The 14,774-nt window shown below is 71.6% G+C and carries 13 protein-coding genes; 6 read left to right on the plus strand and 7 right to left on the minus strand.

The genetic code is table 11. From position 1 onward, the window contains the following. Positions 1-58: 58 nt before the first annotated feature. From DEJ18_RS12720 to DEJ18_RS12735, 4 genes are read right to left on the minus strand one after another with little or no spacing between them, the layout of a single operon-like run. Positions 59-2,530 (minus strand): beta-xylosidase/alpha-l-arabinosidase, encoded by a 2,472-nt coding sequence (locus DEJ18_RS12720; protein ID WP_111210553.1) that lies wholly within the window; start codon positions 2,528-2,530, stop codon positions 59-61. Next, the gene (locus tag DEJ18_RS12725) at positions 2,527-3,408 is read right to left on the minus strand and encodes a carbohydrate ABC transporter permease (RefSeq protein WP_111081480.1); all 882 of its coding nucleotides are present in this window, start codon (positions 3,406-3,408) and stop codon (positions 2,527-2,529) included. The genes DEJ18_RS12720 and DEJ18_RS12725 overlap by 4 nt, the downstream gene beginning before the upstream one ends. Continuing rightward, positions 3,408-4,439, minus strand: a complete 1,032-nt coding sequence (locus tag DEJ18_RS12730) for a carbohydrate ABC transporter permease (protein ID WP_111210552.1) — start codon at positions 4,437-4,439, stop codon at positions 3,408-3,410. Before DEJ18_RS12730 ends, DEJ18_RS12725 begins: the two co-directional genes overlap by 1 nt. A gap of 2 nt (positions 4,440-4,441) precedes the next feature. Then, entirely contained in the window at positions 4,442-5,737 is a 1,296-nt protein-coding gene (locus DEJ18_RS12735) for an ABC transporter substrate-binding protein (RefSeq protein WP_111210551.1), read from the minus strand. Positions 5,738-5,937: 200 nt separating this feature from the next. On the opposite strand from DEJ18_RS12735, the gene DEJ18_RS12740 reads away from it, so the two are divergent. From DEJ18_RS12740 to DEJ18_RS12750, 3 genes are all read left to right on the plus strand, one after another. After that, positions 5,938-6,972, plus strand: coding sequence for a LacI family DNA-binding transcriptional regulator (locus DEJ18_RS12740; RefSeq protein ID WP_258376930.1), 1,035 nt, complete (start codon positions 5,938-5,940; stop codon positions 6,970-6,972). Positions 6,973-7,164: 192 nt separating this feature from the next. Next, on the plus strand, positions 7,165-8,397 hold the full coding sequence (locus DEJ18_RS12745) for an endo-1,4-beta-xylanase (RefSeq protein ID WP_111210549.1): 1,233 nt from the start codon (positions 7,165-7,167) through the stop codon (positions 8,395-8,397). A gap of 117 nt (positions 8,398-8,514) precedes the next feature. Further along, positions 8,515-9,522 carry a LacI family DNA-binding transcriptional regulator gene (locus tag DEJ18_RS12750; RefSeq protein WP_111081472.1) on the plus strand — a complete coding sequence of 336 codons (1,008 nt, stop codon included), beginning with the start codon at positions 8,515-8,517 and terminating at the stop codon, positions 9,520-9,522. A gap of 59 nt (positions 9,523-9,581) precedes the next feature. Here the strand turns inward: DEJ18_RS12750 and DEJ18_RS12755 are convergent, their stop codons facing one another. Together DEJ18_RS12755 and DEJ18_RS12760 are read right to left on the minus strand one after the other, a co-directional pair. After that, the gene (locus DEJ18_RS12755; protein ID WP_284177662.1) at positions 9,582-10,316 is read right to left on the minus strand and encodes an esterase/lipase family protein; all 735 of its coding nucleotides are present in this window, start codon (positions 10,314-10,316) and stop codon (positions 9,582-9,584) included. Then, the gene (locus tag DEJ18_RS12760; protein ID WP_111081470.1) at positions 10,313-11,101 is read right to left on the minus strand and encodes an alpha/beta fold hydrolase; all 789 of its coding nucleotides are present in this window, start codon (positions 11,099-11,101) and stop codon (positions 10,313-10,315) included. The genes DEJ18_RS12755 and DEJ18_RS12760 overlap by 4 nt, the downstream gene beginning before the upstream one ends. Before the next feature lie 104 nt (positions 11,102-11,205). Here DEJ18_RS12760 and DEJ18_RS12765 point away from each other — a divergent pair, with 104 nt between their 5' ends. The 3 genes from DEJ18_RS12765 to DEJ18_RS12775 all read left to right on the plus strand — a co-directional run bounded on the left by DEJ18_RS12765 (position 11,206) and on the right by DEJ18_RS12775 (position 13,685). Then, positions 11,206-11,685 carry a hypothetical protein gene (locus DEJ18_RS12765; protein WP_111210548.1) on the plus strand — a complete coding sequence of 160 codons (480 nt, stop codon included), beginning with the start codon at positions 11,206-11,208 and terminating at the stop codon, positions 11,683-11,685. A 44-nt stretch (positions 11,686-11,729) separates the two neighbouring features. Then, complete coding sequence (locus tag DEJ18_RS12770) at positions 11,730-12,278, plus strand: dihydrofolate reductase family protein (protein WP_111210547.1); 549 nt, start codon at positions 11,730-11,732, stop codon at positions 12,276-12,278. A gap of 75 nt (positions 12,279-12,353) precedes the next feature. Continuing rightward, positions 12,354-13,685, plus strand: a complete 1,332-nt coding sequence (locus tag DEJ18_RS12775) for an NAD(P)/FAD-dependent oxidoreductase (protein ID WP_258376928.1) — start codon at positions 12,354-12,356, stop codon at positions 13,683-13,685. Between the two features lie 101 nt (positions 13,686-13,786). Here the strand turns inward: DEJ18_RS12775 and DEJ18_RS12780 are convergent, their stop codons facing one another. Further along, complete coding sequence (locus DEJ18_RS12780; RefSeq protein WP_258376927.1) at positions 13,787-14,725, minus strand: SDR family oxidoreductase; 939 nt, start codon at positions 14,723-14,725, stop codon at positions 13,787-13,789. Positions 14,726-14,774: the final 49 nt, after the last annotated feature.

Raw genomic sequence — 14,774 nt, forward strand, 5'->3', positions numbered from 1 at the left:
ACGGGCCTCCCGTCCGACGACGCCGCGCTCCCGCGGCGGGTCTCCGGCTGGTTCCCCGTCAGCCGCCGACCTCCCACGTGACGAGTCGCGCGTCGCGGGTGGTCACCTCGTGCACGGGCCCCTCGACCGCGACGACCGCGCGCGGCGTGGCGGTCCCGGGCAGGACCCGCACCGCGGTCGCCCGCTCGTTGACGATGACCCCACCGGTGGCGGCGTCCGCGTCCGCCGCGGATGCCGACGCCGAGGCGTGCGACCCGACCCACACCTCCACGTCACCGGGCTCGACGATCCGGACCATGCGCCGGTCGCTGAACGCCAGACGCGTGGTGGGCACGGTGAAGGCGAGCCGGACTGTCTCCCCCGCGTCGAGTTCCACGCGCGCGTAGCCGAGCAGCTGCACGACGGGGCGGGTGACCGAGCCGTGCACGTCGCGCCCGAACAGCTGCACGACGTGACCACCCGCGACCTCGCTGGTGTTCGTGACGGTGACGCTCGTGGTGAAGGCCGCACCCGCCCGGACCGAACCGTCGACGACCAGGTCCGAGTACGCGAAGGACGCGTAGGACAGCCCGAAGCCGAACGGCCGGACCGGCGTGGAGTCGGTCGCGGTGACGTCCGACGGCCCGCCGAGCACCGGGTGCAGGTACGAGTACGGCTGCGCCCCCGCGGACCGCGGCAACGAGATCGGCAGGCGACCCGAGGGGTTGACCCGGCCGCTGATGACGTCGGCGATCGCGAGTCCGCCGCCCTCGCCCGGGAAGAACGCCTGCAGCACGGCGGCGGGCCGGGCCTGGTCCCCGTCGAGCGCCCAGCTGATGGCGTACGGCCGGCCGGTGAGGAGCACCAGGACGACCGGCGTGCCGGTGGCGACCACGGCCTCCACGAGTTCGCGCTGCACGCCGGGCAGGTCGAGCGACTCGGAGTCGTTCCCCTCCCCGACGGTGCCGCGGCCGAACAGGCCGGCCTGGTCGCCGACCACGACGACGGCGAGCTCGGCGTCGGCAGCGGCGGAGACGGCAGCGGCGATGCCGGTCCGGTCCTCCCCCTCGACCGTGCAGCCCTCGACGACACGGACCGATGCGCCGGCGAACGCGTCGGTCAGTGCCTCGGCGACCGTCGGGATCGAGAACCCGAGCGGGAGTCCGGGGTGCGCGGCGAGGACGTGGTTCGCGAACGAGTAGCAGCCCTGCAGGGCCTCGGCGCGGTCGGCGTTCGGGCCGATGACCGCGACGGATCCGGGGGTCTGCCGGACCGGCAGCGTGCCGTCGTTGCTGAGCAGCACGACCGACTCCTCGGCCAGACGCCGAGCGAGTGCCTGGTGCCGGGGCGAGTCGAGGTCGACGCCGGTCGGCGGCTCGTCCTCGTACACGTCGGGGTCGAGCAGGCCCAGCGCCTCCTTCTGCGCGAGCGCACGGAGGACGGCTCGGTCGACGAACGCCTCGTCGAGCTGACCCGACCGCACCCGCTCCACCAGGGGCGCGAGGTACGCGTCGCCGGTGGGCAACTCGACGTCGATGCCGGCCTCGAGTGCGAGGGCTGCCGCCTCACCGCGGTCGGCGGCGACGGCGTGCATGACCTCGAGGAACGCGATCGCGAAGTAGTCCGCGACGACGGTGCCGTCGAAGCCGAGCTGCTCGCGGAGCACGCCGGTGAGGTACTCGGGACTGGCCGCCATCGGCACGCCGTCGGTCTCGGTGTACGAGTTCATGACGGAGCGGGCGTGGCCGTCGAGCAGTGCCATCTCGAACGGCGGCAGGAACACGTCGCGGATCTCCCGCGGTCCGGCGGAGACCGGTCCGTGGTTGCGTCCGCCGCGCGACGACGAGTAGCCGAGGAAGTGCTTCAGCGTCGCGTGCACACCGGCGTCCTGCAGACCCCGCACGTACGCGGTGCCGATGGTGCCGACCAGGTACGGGTCCTCGCCGATGCACTCGTCGACCCGACCCCAGCGGGGGTCACGGATGACGTCGAGCACCGGGGCGAGTCCCTGGTGGATGCCGAGTTCGCGCATCGAGTCGCCGATCACACGGCCGACCTGCTCGACGAGCTCGGGGTCGAACGCTGCGCCCCATGCGAGCGGGGTCGGGAAGGTCGCGGCCTTCCACGCGGCGAGCCCGGTGAGGCACTCCTCGTGCACCAGCGCGGGGATGCCGAGGCGCGTCTCCCGTTTGAGGCGCCGCTGCTCCTGCCAGAGCCAGGCGGCCCGCTCCTCGGCGTCGACGGGACGGGTCCCGTAGACGCGCGTGTAGTGCCCGATGCCCTCGCGGGTGACCTCCGGCAGGGTCGCCTGGGCGTCCTGCGCGGCGGCCATCTCACCCTGCATCGGTGCGACGACGCCGTTCTGGTCGAGCCAGTAGCCGACGATCTGCGCCGCCTTCTCCTCGAGGGTCATCCGGTCGAGCAGGTCGCGGACGCGGTCGCTCACCTCGGGCACGGCCGGGAGGCCCGGAGCCGCGTCCGCCAGGACGGTCCTGGCGGTACCGACGGCGCGGTCCCCCGCCGTGTGCCGGGGCTGGTTCGTGATCGTCATCCCTTGACCGCCCCGGTGAGACCGCCGACGATCCGGCGCTGGAAGATGGTGAAGAACACGAGCGCGGGGATCATCGACATCGAGGTGAAGGCGAGCACCTTGGCCGTGTCGACCGAGTACTGCGACGAGAACGCCTGCACGCCGAGCGGCAGGGTGTAGCTGCCCTCGTTGTTGAGGATGAACAGCGGCAGGATGTAGCTGTTCCAGCTCGCGATGAACGCCAGGATCCCGACGGTGACGACACCGGGCAGGGACAGCGGCACGATCATCCGGAAGAAGAACCCGAGGCGGCTGGCCCCGTCGATCGACGCGGCTTCCTCGAGCTCGTCCGGGATCGCCCGGAGGAACGGCACCAGGATGATGACCGTCGTCGGCAGCGCGAAGGCGATCTGCGGCAGGATCACGCCGGCCAGGCTGTTCGTGAGACCGAGGTCCTTGATCAGCAGGTACAGCGGGGTGATGGCGACGGTGATCGGGAACATCAGGCCGGCGGCGAACAGGGCGTAGAGCACACCTCGTCCGGCGAACCGGTAGCGGGCGAGCACGTAGCTCACCATGAGGCCGAGCACGACGACACCGGCGGTGGTGGCGACGGCGCTGATGGTCGAGTTGCCGAGCTCACGCCAGAAGATCGAGCTGCTCAGCACCGAGCCGTAGTTGCCGAGTTCGAACGGGGCGGGGAGTCCCGCGGGGCTCGTGGTGATCTGCGAGTTCGTCCGGAACCCGCCCAGCACGATGTACAGCACCGGGGCGAGGTTGGCGGCGACGAACAGGATCGCCACGACGTAGGTGAGCGGGTTGGCGCGACCGATGGCCGCACTCGACCGGCGCTCCCGCGTCGCCCGCCGCCCGGGGGCGACGATGCTCGTGGTGGCCATCAGTTCTTCCTCTCGGTGAGCGCACCCGCGGTGTCCCGGCGGAGCACGAAGTGCTGGTAGACGAGCGCGACGGCCAGGGAGATGACGAACATCACCACAGCGACCGCACTGCCGAAGCCGTAGTTCCCGGAGTTCCGCCCGTTGCCGACCATGTAGGTCGCCATCGTCGAGGTGCCCGCGGTGGAGGCGATGTACTGCCCCCAGATGATGTAGACGAGGTCGAACAGCTGGAGCGAGCCGATGATCGACAGGAACGCCCAGATGCGGATCGTCGGGCCGAGCAGCGGCAGCGTGATGCGCCGCTGGATCTGCCAGTAGCCGGCGCCGTCGATCGCGGCGGCCTCGAAGAGCTCCTCGGGGATGCTCTGCAGGCCGGCGAGGAACAGGATCACCGCGAAGCCGATGTACTTCCACGAGATGATCACGAGCAGCGTCCAGATGGCGATGTCCGGGTTGGACAGCCAGTCCGCCCGTAGGCCGCCGAGTCCCATCGACTGGAGCATGTCGTTCACGGCGCCGTTGGACTGCAGCAGCAGGCTCCACCCGGTGCCGACGATGACCTCGGAGATGACGTACGGCACGAAGACGAGCACGCGGACGAGCCCTCGGCCGTGCATCTTCTGGTTGAGCAGCAGCGCGAGCACGATGGCGATCGGGCCCTGCAGGACCAGGGACAGCACGACGATGAACCCGTTGTGCATGAGGACCGAGCGGAAGGCCTGGTCCTGGAAGATGATGAGGTAGTTCTGCAGCCCGACGAAGTCGGTGGGCGGGCCGTAGCCCTGCCACTTGAAGAACCCGTAGTACGCCGCCATGGCGACGGGCAGGATGACGAAGGTCACGAAGACGATCACGGCGGGTCCGGCGAGGACGGCGATCTCCGCGCGCTGCCGCCAGTCCGCGAGCCGCTTGGCGGGCCGACGCCCGGCGGGGCGCGGTGCGCTGGACGCACCGCTCCCCGCCGGCGTGGACCCCGCGGCGCGGTCCGACCCGGTGGCCGGGGTCGTGCCGAGCGAGGTGTTGAGGGTCATGGTCAGCCCTTGGCCGCAGCCTGGTTGGTGGTGGTGACGATGTCCTCGGCGTCACCCTTGCCGGCGAGGACGTCCACGACGCTGGTGTTCAGCGCGTTGCCGACGTTCTGGCCGTACAGGGTGTCGAGGTACTGCGAGACGAACGGGGCTTCCTTGTAGGCGGCGAGGGCCGACTGCAGGTAGGGCTCCGCCACGACGGACTGTGCGTCCTGGTTGACGGGGATCGCCTGGAAGGCCTTGTAGTAACCCTCCTGGTTGTCCTTCTCGACGATGAAGTTGAGGAAGTCGGTGCACGCCTTCTTCGGGGCCTGCGCGGTGCAGGAGTAGCCGTCGACGCCACCCATCATCGACTTCGGGTCACCCTTGCCGCCCTCGACGGCCGGGAACGGGAACCAGCCGAGGTCGGGCAGCGGCTTGGCGTCCGGGGTGAGCGAGGAGATCACGCCCGGGTCCCACGCGCCCATGAGTTCCATGGCGGCCTTGTGGTTCGCGAGGAGACCGGCGGAGCTGCCGGCGCCCTGCTGGGCCGCGGTGGTCAGGAAGCCCTTGTTGAACGGCTTGGTGTCGTTGAAGGCCTCGAGCTGCTCGCCGGCCTCGAGCCAGCACTTGTTGTCGAACTCGAGCGACTCGGCGGCACCGGTGAGGGTCTTCTCGCTGCAGGCGCGGAGGGCGAAGTTGTAGTACCAGTGCGCGGCGGGCCAGGCGTCCTTCGCACCGACGGCGACGGGGTCGACACCGGAGGCCTTGAGCTTGGCGATGTCCTCGTTGAGCTCGTCCATCGTGGTGGGCGTGCCCTCGATGCCGGCCTCGTCAAAGAGGTCCTGGCTGTACCAGATGCCCTCGGGCAGCACGGCGACGGGCATCGCGTACGTGCCGTCCTCCGCGTCGTAGCCCGAGAAGGTCCCGGCGCTGATCGACTTCTTCGCGTCGGCGCTGATCGAGTCCTTGATGTCGAGCAGCTGCCCGGCGTTGATCATCGCGTTGAGCTTGCCGCCACCGCGCTGCAGGAACACGTCGGGGCCGTCGCCGGAGTTGAGCGCGGTCTGGAGCTTGCCGTCCAGGTCCTCGTTCTGGATCGCCTGGATCTTGATCGTCACGTTCGGGTTGTCCGCCTCGAACGCCTTGACGGTGTCCTCCCAGTAGGCCTTGCCGGGGCCGGTGGTGGAGTTGTGCCAGAAGGTCATCGTGACCTTGCCGTCGCCCTCGTCGGCGGCGCCGCCGCTCGAGCAGCCCGTGGCGAGCAGTGCGGTGCCGGCTGCGATGGCGATGGCCGCCGCGAACCTGTTCTTCCTCGTCATTGTGGAGTCCCTCGGTAGTCGTCGTTGACATGCGACCGCGAGGCCGCAGGGAGAGCATGCACGGCGCTCCGACGCCCTGTCAATCGATTTCGATAACGATTTCTGTCCGGTGCGCGGTCCGGACGGCAGGTGGCGCGCTCCACGCCACGGTTCCGGTCGTGGCGCGCGGATCGGCGCCCGCGGACGAGTACGGTGTCGACGTGGATGCCATCGCCCGTCCTGCTCCCCCGACGGGGCGGACCACCATCAGCGATGTCGCGCGGGCCGCCGGCGTCTCGGTCCCGACCGTCTCGAAGGTCATCAACGGCCGCGACGGTGTCGCCGCCGCGACCTCACAGCGCGTCCTCGCCGTGATCGAGTCCCTCGGGTACGAGAGCTCCCTCGTCGCCCGGAGTCTCCGCCGCAGCCGCACCGACGTGATCGGCATCCTGGTCACCGAGTTCGAGCCGTTCTCCACCGAGCTCCTCAAGGGCATCTCGTCGGCCGCCGACGGCACCGGGTACGAGCTGCTCGCCTACGCCGGACTCGTCAGCGGGGAGGCCCGACCCGGCTGGGAGCGTCGCTCACTGTCCCGACTCGCCGGCACCCTGATCGACGGCGCCATCGTCGTCACGCCCACGACGCTCATGGCGAGCACCCCGATTCCCGTCGTCTCGATCGACCCGCACACCGGTCCCGAGGGCCATGCGGCCATCGACTCGGACAACATCGGTGGGGCCCGGGCGGCCACCGAGCACCTCATCGGGCTCGGGCACCGCCGGATCGCGCACATCCGTGGCCGCGCCGACCTGGCCTCGGCCGAACTCCGCGAGATCGGGTACCGCCAGTCCCTCGAGGCCGCGGGCATTGCCTTCGACCCCGACCTCGTGCGCGTCGGCGACTACCAGTCCGCTGCCACTGCCGAGGTCGCCCGCGAACTGCTCTCCCGCCACGACCGGCCGACCGCGGTCTTCGCGGCGAACGACAGCTCGGCGATCGGGGTGCTGCAGGTCGCCGGGGAGCTCGGCCTCCGCGTACCGCAGGACCTGTCCGTGGTCGGGTTCGACGACGTGCCGCAGGCCGCGAACGCCACTCCCCCGCTGACCACCGTCGCCCAGCCGCTGCACGACCTCGGCGCCGAGGCGCTCCGGATGCTGCTCGAACTCCTCGGTGGCCGCGACGTCCCCGCGCACGTGCAGCTGCCGGCGTCGCTCGTGGTGCGAGGGAGCACCGCGCCGCCGCCGCCCGGCTCCTGAGGGGGCGGGCACGACACCGCCATGCTCACGAGACGCCGCCACATCCGGCGGCGTCTCGGCCACTCGGCGGCGTCACCGACAGACGGGGGCGTCTCGCCGGCGCGGCCCGGAGGCGGACGCCCTCACCCGCCCCTCGCGTCCGGCGCCGTGACCTGATAAGTTCCCGCTCACAACAAATACGGGAGGCCGTCGATGGAGACGCACCAGGACACCGCACACCGGACCGGCGAGGCAGTCGTCACCGTCACCGACACCGCCGGCACCCCGCTCGCGGGCATCCACGTCGTCGTCGAGCAGCGCCGACACGCGTTCGGCTTCGGCAACATCGGCTTCGACTTCGTCGGGCTGGCGAACGGCGATCCGGACGTCGGCACCCCGGAGCTCGCGGACCTCTGGCTCGACGTGTTCAACACCGCGACGCTGCCGTTCTACTGGGGCCGCTTCGAGCCGGAGCGCGGCCGGCCGGACACCGAGCGGCTGCAGCGCACCGCCGGCTGGTTCCGTGACCGCGGCGTCGCCACGAAGGGCCACCCGCTGGTCTGGCACACCGTGCAACCCGACTGGCTGCTGGGCCTCGACCTCGACGAGGTCGAGCGCCTGCAGCGGGAGCGGATCCGGCGTGAGGTCCGCGACTTCACCGGGCTCGTCGACACCTGGGACGCGATCAACGAGGTCGTGATCATGCCGCACTTCGCGAACGGGGACAACGCGATCACGCCCCTCGCCCTGGCCCGCGGGCGCCTCGCGATGATCCGGACGGCCGTCGAGGAGGCCCGTGCCACGAACCCGGCCGTCACCCTGCTCCTCAACGACTTCGACCTGTCGGACGCGTACGAGTGCCTGATCGAGGGGGTCCTGGAGGCCGGCATCGGCATCGACGCCATCGGCCTGCAGACCCACATGCACCAGGGCTACTGGGGCGAGGACACCATGCTCGCGATGGTCGACCGCTTCGCCCGGTACGGGGTGCCGCTGCACCTGACCGAGACCTCGCTGGTGTCGGGCGACCTCATGCCCGCGCACATCGTCGACCTCAACGACCACCAGGTGGACTCGTGGCCGTCGACGCCGGAGGGCGAGGCACGCCAGGCGGACGAACTCGAGCGGCACTACCGGAGCCTGGTCGGGCACCCCGCCGTCGAGGCGATCACCTACTGGGGCATCACCGACGAGGGCGCCTGGCTGAACGCACCGATCGGGCTCGTCCGGGCCGACGGTACGCCGAAGCCGTCCTACGACGCCCTCCGTCGGCTGGTGAAGGACGAGTGGTGGACCGGCCCGACGACGCTCGTCACGGACGAGGCCGGGCGGGCCTCGTTCCGCGGGTTCCGGGGCGAGTACGCGGTCCGTGTCGGCGACGCGGAGACCGCGCTGACGATCGACCGCGAGGGGCCGTCCGAGGTGCGGGTCACCCGGGCGGAGTGACCGCCGGACCCCGGGCGCGTGTCGGATCAGGACGCGCCCGGAGTCCGGTGCCGGGTCGCTCCCCGACCTGGCGCCGACGGTGAGCGGGACACACCACCGGCGCGCTACGGTGCTTCCATGCGTGCGACCGTGCGGGACGTGGCCGCCCTCGCCGGGGTCTCGCCGAAGACCGTCTCCAACGTCGTCAACGGCGGTGTCGTCGTGCGCCCCGAGACCCGCGCACGGGTCGAGGCCGCGGTGGCCGAGCTGGCCTACGTGCCGAACCTGTCCGCGCGCGGCCTGCGGAACGGCCGGACCGGCGCCATCGCCCTGACGCTGCCGGAACTCGCGAGCGCGTACTCGGCAGACCTCGCCCGCTGGTTCGTCGAACTCGCGCACGACCGCGGGCTCGTCGTGCAGCTCGAGCAGACCGCCGAGGACCCGGAGCGTGAACGCGAGCTGGTGTCGCGGGCCCGCGCGCACCTGGTGGACGGGCTCGTGCTCAACCCGGTGTCGCTCAGCGCGAGCACCCTCGCGACCACCGAGGGCCTGCCGCCGACGGTCGTCATCGGCGAGGTCGAGCCGGAGCACGTCGACCAGGTGCACGTCGACAGCCGGGCCGCGGCGCGGGAGGTCACGGCGATGCTCCTCGACCGCGGGCACCGCCGCATCGCGATCGTCGGAGCCGAGCGTGGCGACGTCGTCACCGCCACCGCACAGCTGCGCCAGCTCGGGCACGAGGAGGCACTCGCCACGCAGGGACTGACCGTCGACCCCGCGCTCCGGGTGCCGCTCCCCGAGTGGACGACCGCCGCGGCCGCGCACGCCTTCGCCGGATGGCTGGACCGGAACCCGCTGCCGGACGCGGTGTTCGCGTTCACGGACTCGATCGCGTTCGGCGTGCTGCACGTCCTCGCGGCCCGGGGCGTCCGGGTGCCGGACGCCGTGAGCGTCGTCGGGTTCGACGACGTCGACCAGGCGGCGTTCGCGATCCCCGCGCTGACGACGGTGTCGTTCGACCGGCGGGCCTTCGCGGTGTCCGCGCTCGACCTGTTGGAGCGTCGGATCGCCCACCGGCTGGCACCGGTGCGGACCGTCGTCGTGCCACACCGGATCGTCGAGCGCGCGAGCGTCGCGGCACGCTAGTCGACGGCGTCGCCCCCTCGGCACCCCGGTCTGACGACCGCCCGGCCGCACCGGATCGCTCAGTCGCCGTCCGCCGCCTGCAGCACCGCGACGGCCGTCCGCCGGTCGGCGAGGATCCGGAAGTGCCCACCGACGTCGAGACGGACGTTCTTCGCCCCGGCGAGCTCGCACCCACCAGGGATGAGCGTGTCGTAGACGCCGTACACCGACGTGATCCGGGCATTCGCGTCGAGCTCCCGCGCCAGCCCCGCGAGCACCGGGTCCGCCGCCCGGAACACCCGCAGGTGGCGCACGGGCGCGAGCACCGCGTACTTCGACCCGGCGAACGGCGTCGACACCGAGACCATCCGGTCGATCCGGCCGTGTGGGTCGAGCCGCGTCATGGCGTACTTCCCGATGAGCCCACCCTTGCTGTGCGCGAGGACCAGGACGTGCTGGAGGTCGTGCTCGTCGAGGTACGCCATCACCGATTCGGCCGACACCGGGACGGGCCTGACGTTGTGGCGCAGGTCGGTCAGCACGTGCACGGGGTGGCCCCGGTCGTGCAGGACGTTCATCAGGGGCCGCATGAAGTGCCAGGTCTCGTAGACGCCCGGGATGACGACGACGGCCTGGCGGTCGCCCGTCAGGTAGTCGTCGGCGGTGGTCGGGCCGAGACTGCGGACCTGCCACACCGCCGCGTAGAGCCAATCCAGCAGCGTCCACCGTGCGCGGCGCACGAGGCCGACCCGGACGGGAGGCCCTGCCACCGTCCCGCCCGTCGGTCCACCCTGCTGTGGGGTCGGGTCCGTCACAGCGGGACTCCGTCACGCGCCGCCTCGAGCGTCTGTACCCGACGGAACTCGTCCACCAGGCGGGCGACGGCGACGGGCTGGCGTTCCTGCACGTGGTGCGGCCCGGGCAACTCGACGAGCGCACCGCGCACGGCGGAGTCGGCGAGCCGTACGGCCCAGTCGTGCTTCGCGACGGCGTCGTGCGCACCGCGGATGACGAGCACCGGGACGGTCAGGGCGCGCACGCCGTCGATCATCCGGAAGTCGCGCATCGGGCGCAGCTCGCGCAGGTACTGGGGCATGCTCCGCACGTAGTCGGAGAAGACGATCGCGTTCATCCGCACGCCTTCGAGCAGGACGTCCACGCCGAGCGCGGCGGCGAGCCGGACCAGGGACCGGCGTCTGTCGTCGACGACCGGACCGACGAGGACCACGGAGCTGACGACGTCGGGGTGACGGAGGGCAGCCTCGACGGCGATCTGGGTCCCCATCGACTGTCCCAGCAGGACGACATCGCGGGCACCACGGGCGGTGACTGCGCGGATGACGAGGTCCGCGTACTCGTGCTCCTCGAACCGCCGCCCGGCGTACGGCAACCCCCCGAAACCGGGCAGGTCCACCGACACCGTCCGGTGCGTCCGGGACAGCGCTGCCTGTACCCGGTGGAACGACCGGTGCGACATGCCGATCCCGTGCACGAGCACGACCGTGGGAGCGAACGCGTCGCGGACCCGGCCCGCCGGCGCCGTCGTCCGCAGCCGGACGGGGTGACCGTCGACCCGGACGGTCTCCACCAATGCGCGCATCCCCTGAGCCTATGCCGACCGGCCCGCTGCGCCTGTGAACGATCCGCAGCCGGAGGTCAGCGCCGTCTTCGACTCCTGCAAGGTCCGCACGGTGCACTGCTGCCATGAGCGACACAACCCCCACCGAACGCCGTCCCGACGCCCGCACCGACGACTGGGCGGCAGCCCCCGCGCCCACCCCGACGGCCACCGTGCCTCCGCCTCCACACGGCCACGGGTCCGGGCAGCAGGCGCCCGGCTCGGCGGCCCCGGCCGGCCCCACGGGCTGGTACGGCGCCCCCACGCCGACGCCGAGCGGGACGGGCGGCCCCCGCCCACCGTGGTCCTGGCCGATCGTGGCGGTGGCGGTCGGCCTCGCAGCGCTCCTCGTCGGCGGTGGCGTCGGCTTCGCGGTCGGGCACGCCGTCGCCCAGGTGCAGGCCACGTCCTCGTTCACCGGCCCGCGCCCCGGCGGACAGGACGGCCCCGGCAGCAGCAGCGGCAGCGGCAGCGGCAGCGACAGCGACAGCGACAGCACAGACGGCAGCAGCAGCACGCAGGAGCTCCCCGGCGGTGCCACGGTCCTCCCCCAGCAGAGCAGCTAGACCGCCCCTGGTGCCAGCTGCCCGGCGGCACTAGTCTCCCGCTCATGCGGAAGGTCACGGCAGGACTGTTCACCTCGATCGACGGCGTCGTGCAGGACCCGTACGAGTTCCAGTACGACAGCTTCGACGACGAGCTCGGTGCCGCGATGACCGCGTGGATGGACGCCACCGACACCGTCCTGCTCGGGCGGAACAGCTACCTGGAGTGGTCCGAGTGGTGGCCCGCACACGCCGACGACCCCTTCGGCCAGTGGATCAACCCGATCGAGAAGCACGTCGCCTCCACGACGCTCGGCGACGACCTGGCCTGGGAGAACAGCACCCGCATCACCGGCGACGTCCCGACGTCCGTGCGCGAGCTGCAGTCTCGCGACGGGCGGGACATCGCGGTGTGCGGCAGCGTCACCCTCGTCCGGAGCCTGCTCTTCGCCGGGGTCCTCGACGAACTGCAGCTGATGGTGCACCCGGCCATCGCCGGTCGGGGCCGGAAGCTCTTCGAACCCACCGACCCGCCGACGCGTCTCCGGCTCGTCGCGAACACCGTGACGAGCAAGGGCAACGTGTTGAGCACCTACGGGCGGTACGACGCCTGACGGCTGGGAGCCGCGCCTCCCGGCTGACGTCCGGAGCGTGGACAGCTGGTCTGCGGGATCGGCGTACCCTTCTGGGTGGCCCAGACCGCACGACCCCCGGAGCTCACCATGCCGCAGGACACCCGCCCGCACGTCGTCATCGTCGGTGGTGGATTCGCCGGGATCGCCGCCATGCGCGAGCTCAAGGACGCACCCGTCCGGGTGACCCTGGTCGACCGCCACGTCTACAACATGTTCCAGCCCCTCATGTACCAGGTGGCGACCGGCGGCCTGAACGCCGGCGACGTGACGTACTTCCTCCGGAGCCTCCGCGCACGCCAGGCCAACGCCGACTTCCGGCACGGGCTGCTCACCGGCATCCGGCACGACGAACGCATCGCCGAGATGTCCGACGGCGAGCACCTGCACTACGACTACCTGATCCTCGCCAACGGCGTGAACACGAGCTACTTCGGCACGCCCGGCGCCTACGAGTACGCCTACTCGATGTACTCCCGGTCACAGGCCCTGCGCATCCGCGACGAGCTGTTCACCCGGCTCGAGCAGGCCGCGGCGAAGCAGGGCCCCGACGAGATCCGGGTGGTCATCGTCGGCGGCGGCGCGACCGGCGTGGAGATGGCCGGTGCGCTCGCCGAACTGCGCGACCAGGCGCTCGTCGGCGCCTACCCCGAGATCGAACGGGGCAACATCTCCATCACCCTCGTGCACCGGAGTGGTGAGCTCCTCAAGCCGTTCGCCCCGCGCCTGCGCCGGTACGCGGCGAAGGTCCTCCGCAAGCGCGGTGTCGTGCTGCGCCTGAACGCCGGTGTGGAAGAGGTGCTGCCCGACGGCGTCCGCCTGGCCAGCGGCGAGGTCATCCCCGCCTCGCAGGTGATCTGGGCCACCGGCGTCGCCGCCCACAAGGAGGTCGGCAACTGGGGCCTCCCGCAGACCCACGGCGGCCGCATCCAGGTGAACGACGACCTCAGCGTGAAGGGCGTCGACCGGGTCTTCTCGGCCGGTGACATCGCCGCCCAGGACGACGCGCTCGCGCAGCTCGCCCAGCCGGCGCTGCAGGGCGGCAAGCACGTCGCCGAGCAGATCAAGCGGCTCGTCGCCGGCAAGTCGACCGAGCGCTTCAAGTACTTCGACAAGGGCACGATGGCGACGATCGGCACGAACGCCGCCGTCGCCCAGTTGCGCGGCGGCATCACGATGGTCGGTCCGGTCGCGTGGGCCGCGTGGGTGTTCGTGCACATCACGAGCCTGCTCGGCAACGGCAACCGGATGTCGACGCTGACGCACTTCTTCGTCCGCTACGTCTGGTTCATGCGCAAGCGGTCGATCCCGATCGTCGGCGACGTCCGCCCGGTGCGCCCGAACGGCGACCGCGAGCCGGAGCCGTGGCAGCTGCAGAAGGCGGAGTAGCGCCCGGCGCGACCACGGACCGGACGGGAGGTCCGTCACCAGCGGGTGACGGGCCTCCCGTCCGCCGTCCGGCACGTCCGTGAGGTCAGGGAACCTCTCGCTCAGCCCCGTGCGGCCGTGTAAGCGCCGGCCGCGATGTCCTCGAGCAGGGTCGGACCGGTCGGCTCCCAACCGAGGAGCTCCCGAGTGGCCGTCGATGTCGCGGCCATCTCCATGGCGTAGAACCGTCCGACGAACCCGAAGTGGTCGACCGCGTCGGCCGGGTCGATCGTCATCACCGGCACGCCCAGGGCCTCGCCGATCGCTCGCGCGATGTCCCGGGTCGGCACGGCGTCCTCTGCGGTGACGTGCATCCGCGTGCCCGCGGGTGCGCCCTCGAGCCCGAGTCGGACCAAGCGCGCGGCGTCCGTGCGGTGGACCGCAGCCCAACCGTTCGCCCCCTCGCCGATGACCGCGGCGGCCCCGTGGCGGCGGGCGGCCTCGGTGATGAGCGAAACGAAGCCAGCGTCACCGGAGCCGTGCACGGTCGGGGCGAAGCGGGCGATCACGGTCCGGACGCCCTGGTCGACGAAGTCGAGCGCACGGTTCTCACCACCGCCGCGCATGGAGTGCGGACCGACGGCTGGGTTCGGATCCGCCTCGGTCGCGGCCCGGTCGCCCGCCAGCCGGGCCACGCCGGACGCGACCACGAAGGGTCGGTCGCTGCCCACGAGCACTTCGCCGAGGGTCTCGACGGCAGCGCGCTCGGCAGCGTCGCTGACTTCGGGGCGCGCGAAGTCGTGCTTGTTGGCGAGGTGGACGACGCCGTCGGCGGCTTCGGCTCCGCGGCGGAGTGCGTCGAGGTCGTCGAGGTCGCCGCGGAGTACCTCGGCGCCCTTCGCCCGGACGGCCGCGGCGGAGGTGTCGGACCTGACGAGCCCGGTGACGCGGTGGCCGGCAGTGAGGAGCTCGTCGAGGGTGGCGGAGCCGATCCAGCCGGAGGCTCCGGTGACGAACACGTGCATGATGATGCCCTTCTCGATGATGTCAGTGGCTGACATCGAGAACGGTACACCCGATGTCAGACGCTGTCATCACCCCGGTCCCATC

Origin of the sequence: Curtobacterium sp. MCSS17_015, assembly GCF_003234265.2 — a bacterium.
Taxonomy (GTDB): Bacteria; Actinomycetota; Actinomycetes; order Actinomycetales; family Microbacteriaceae; genus Curtobacterium.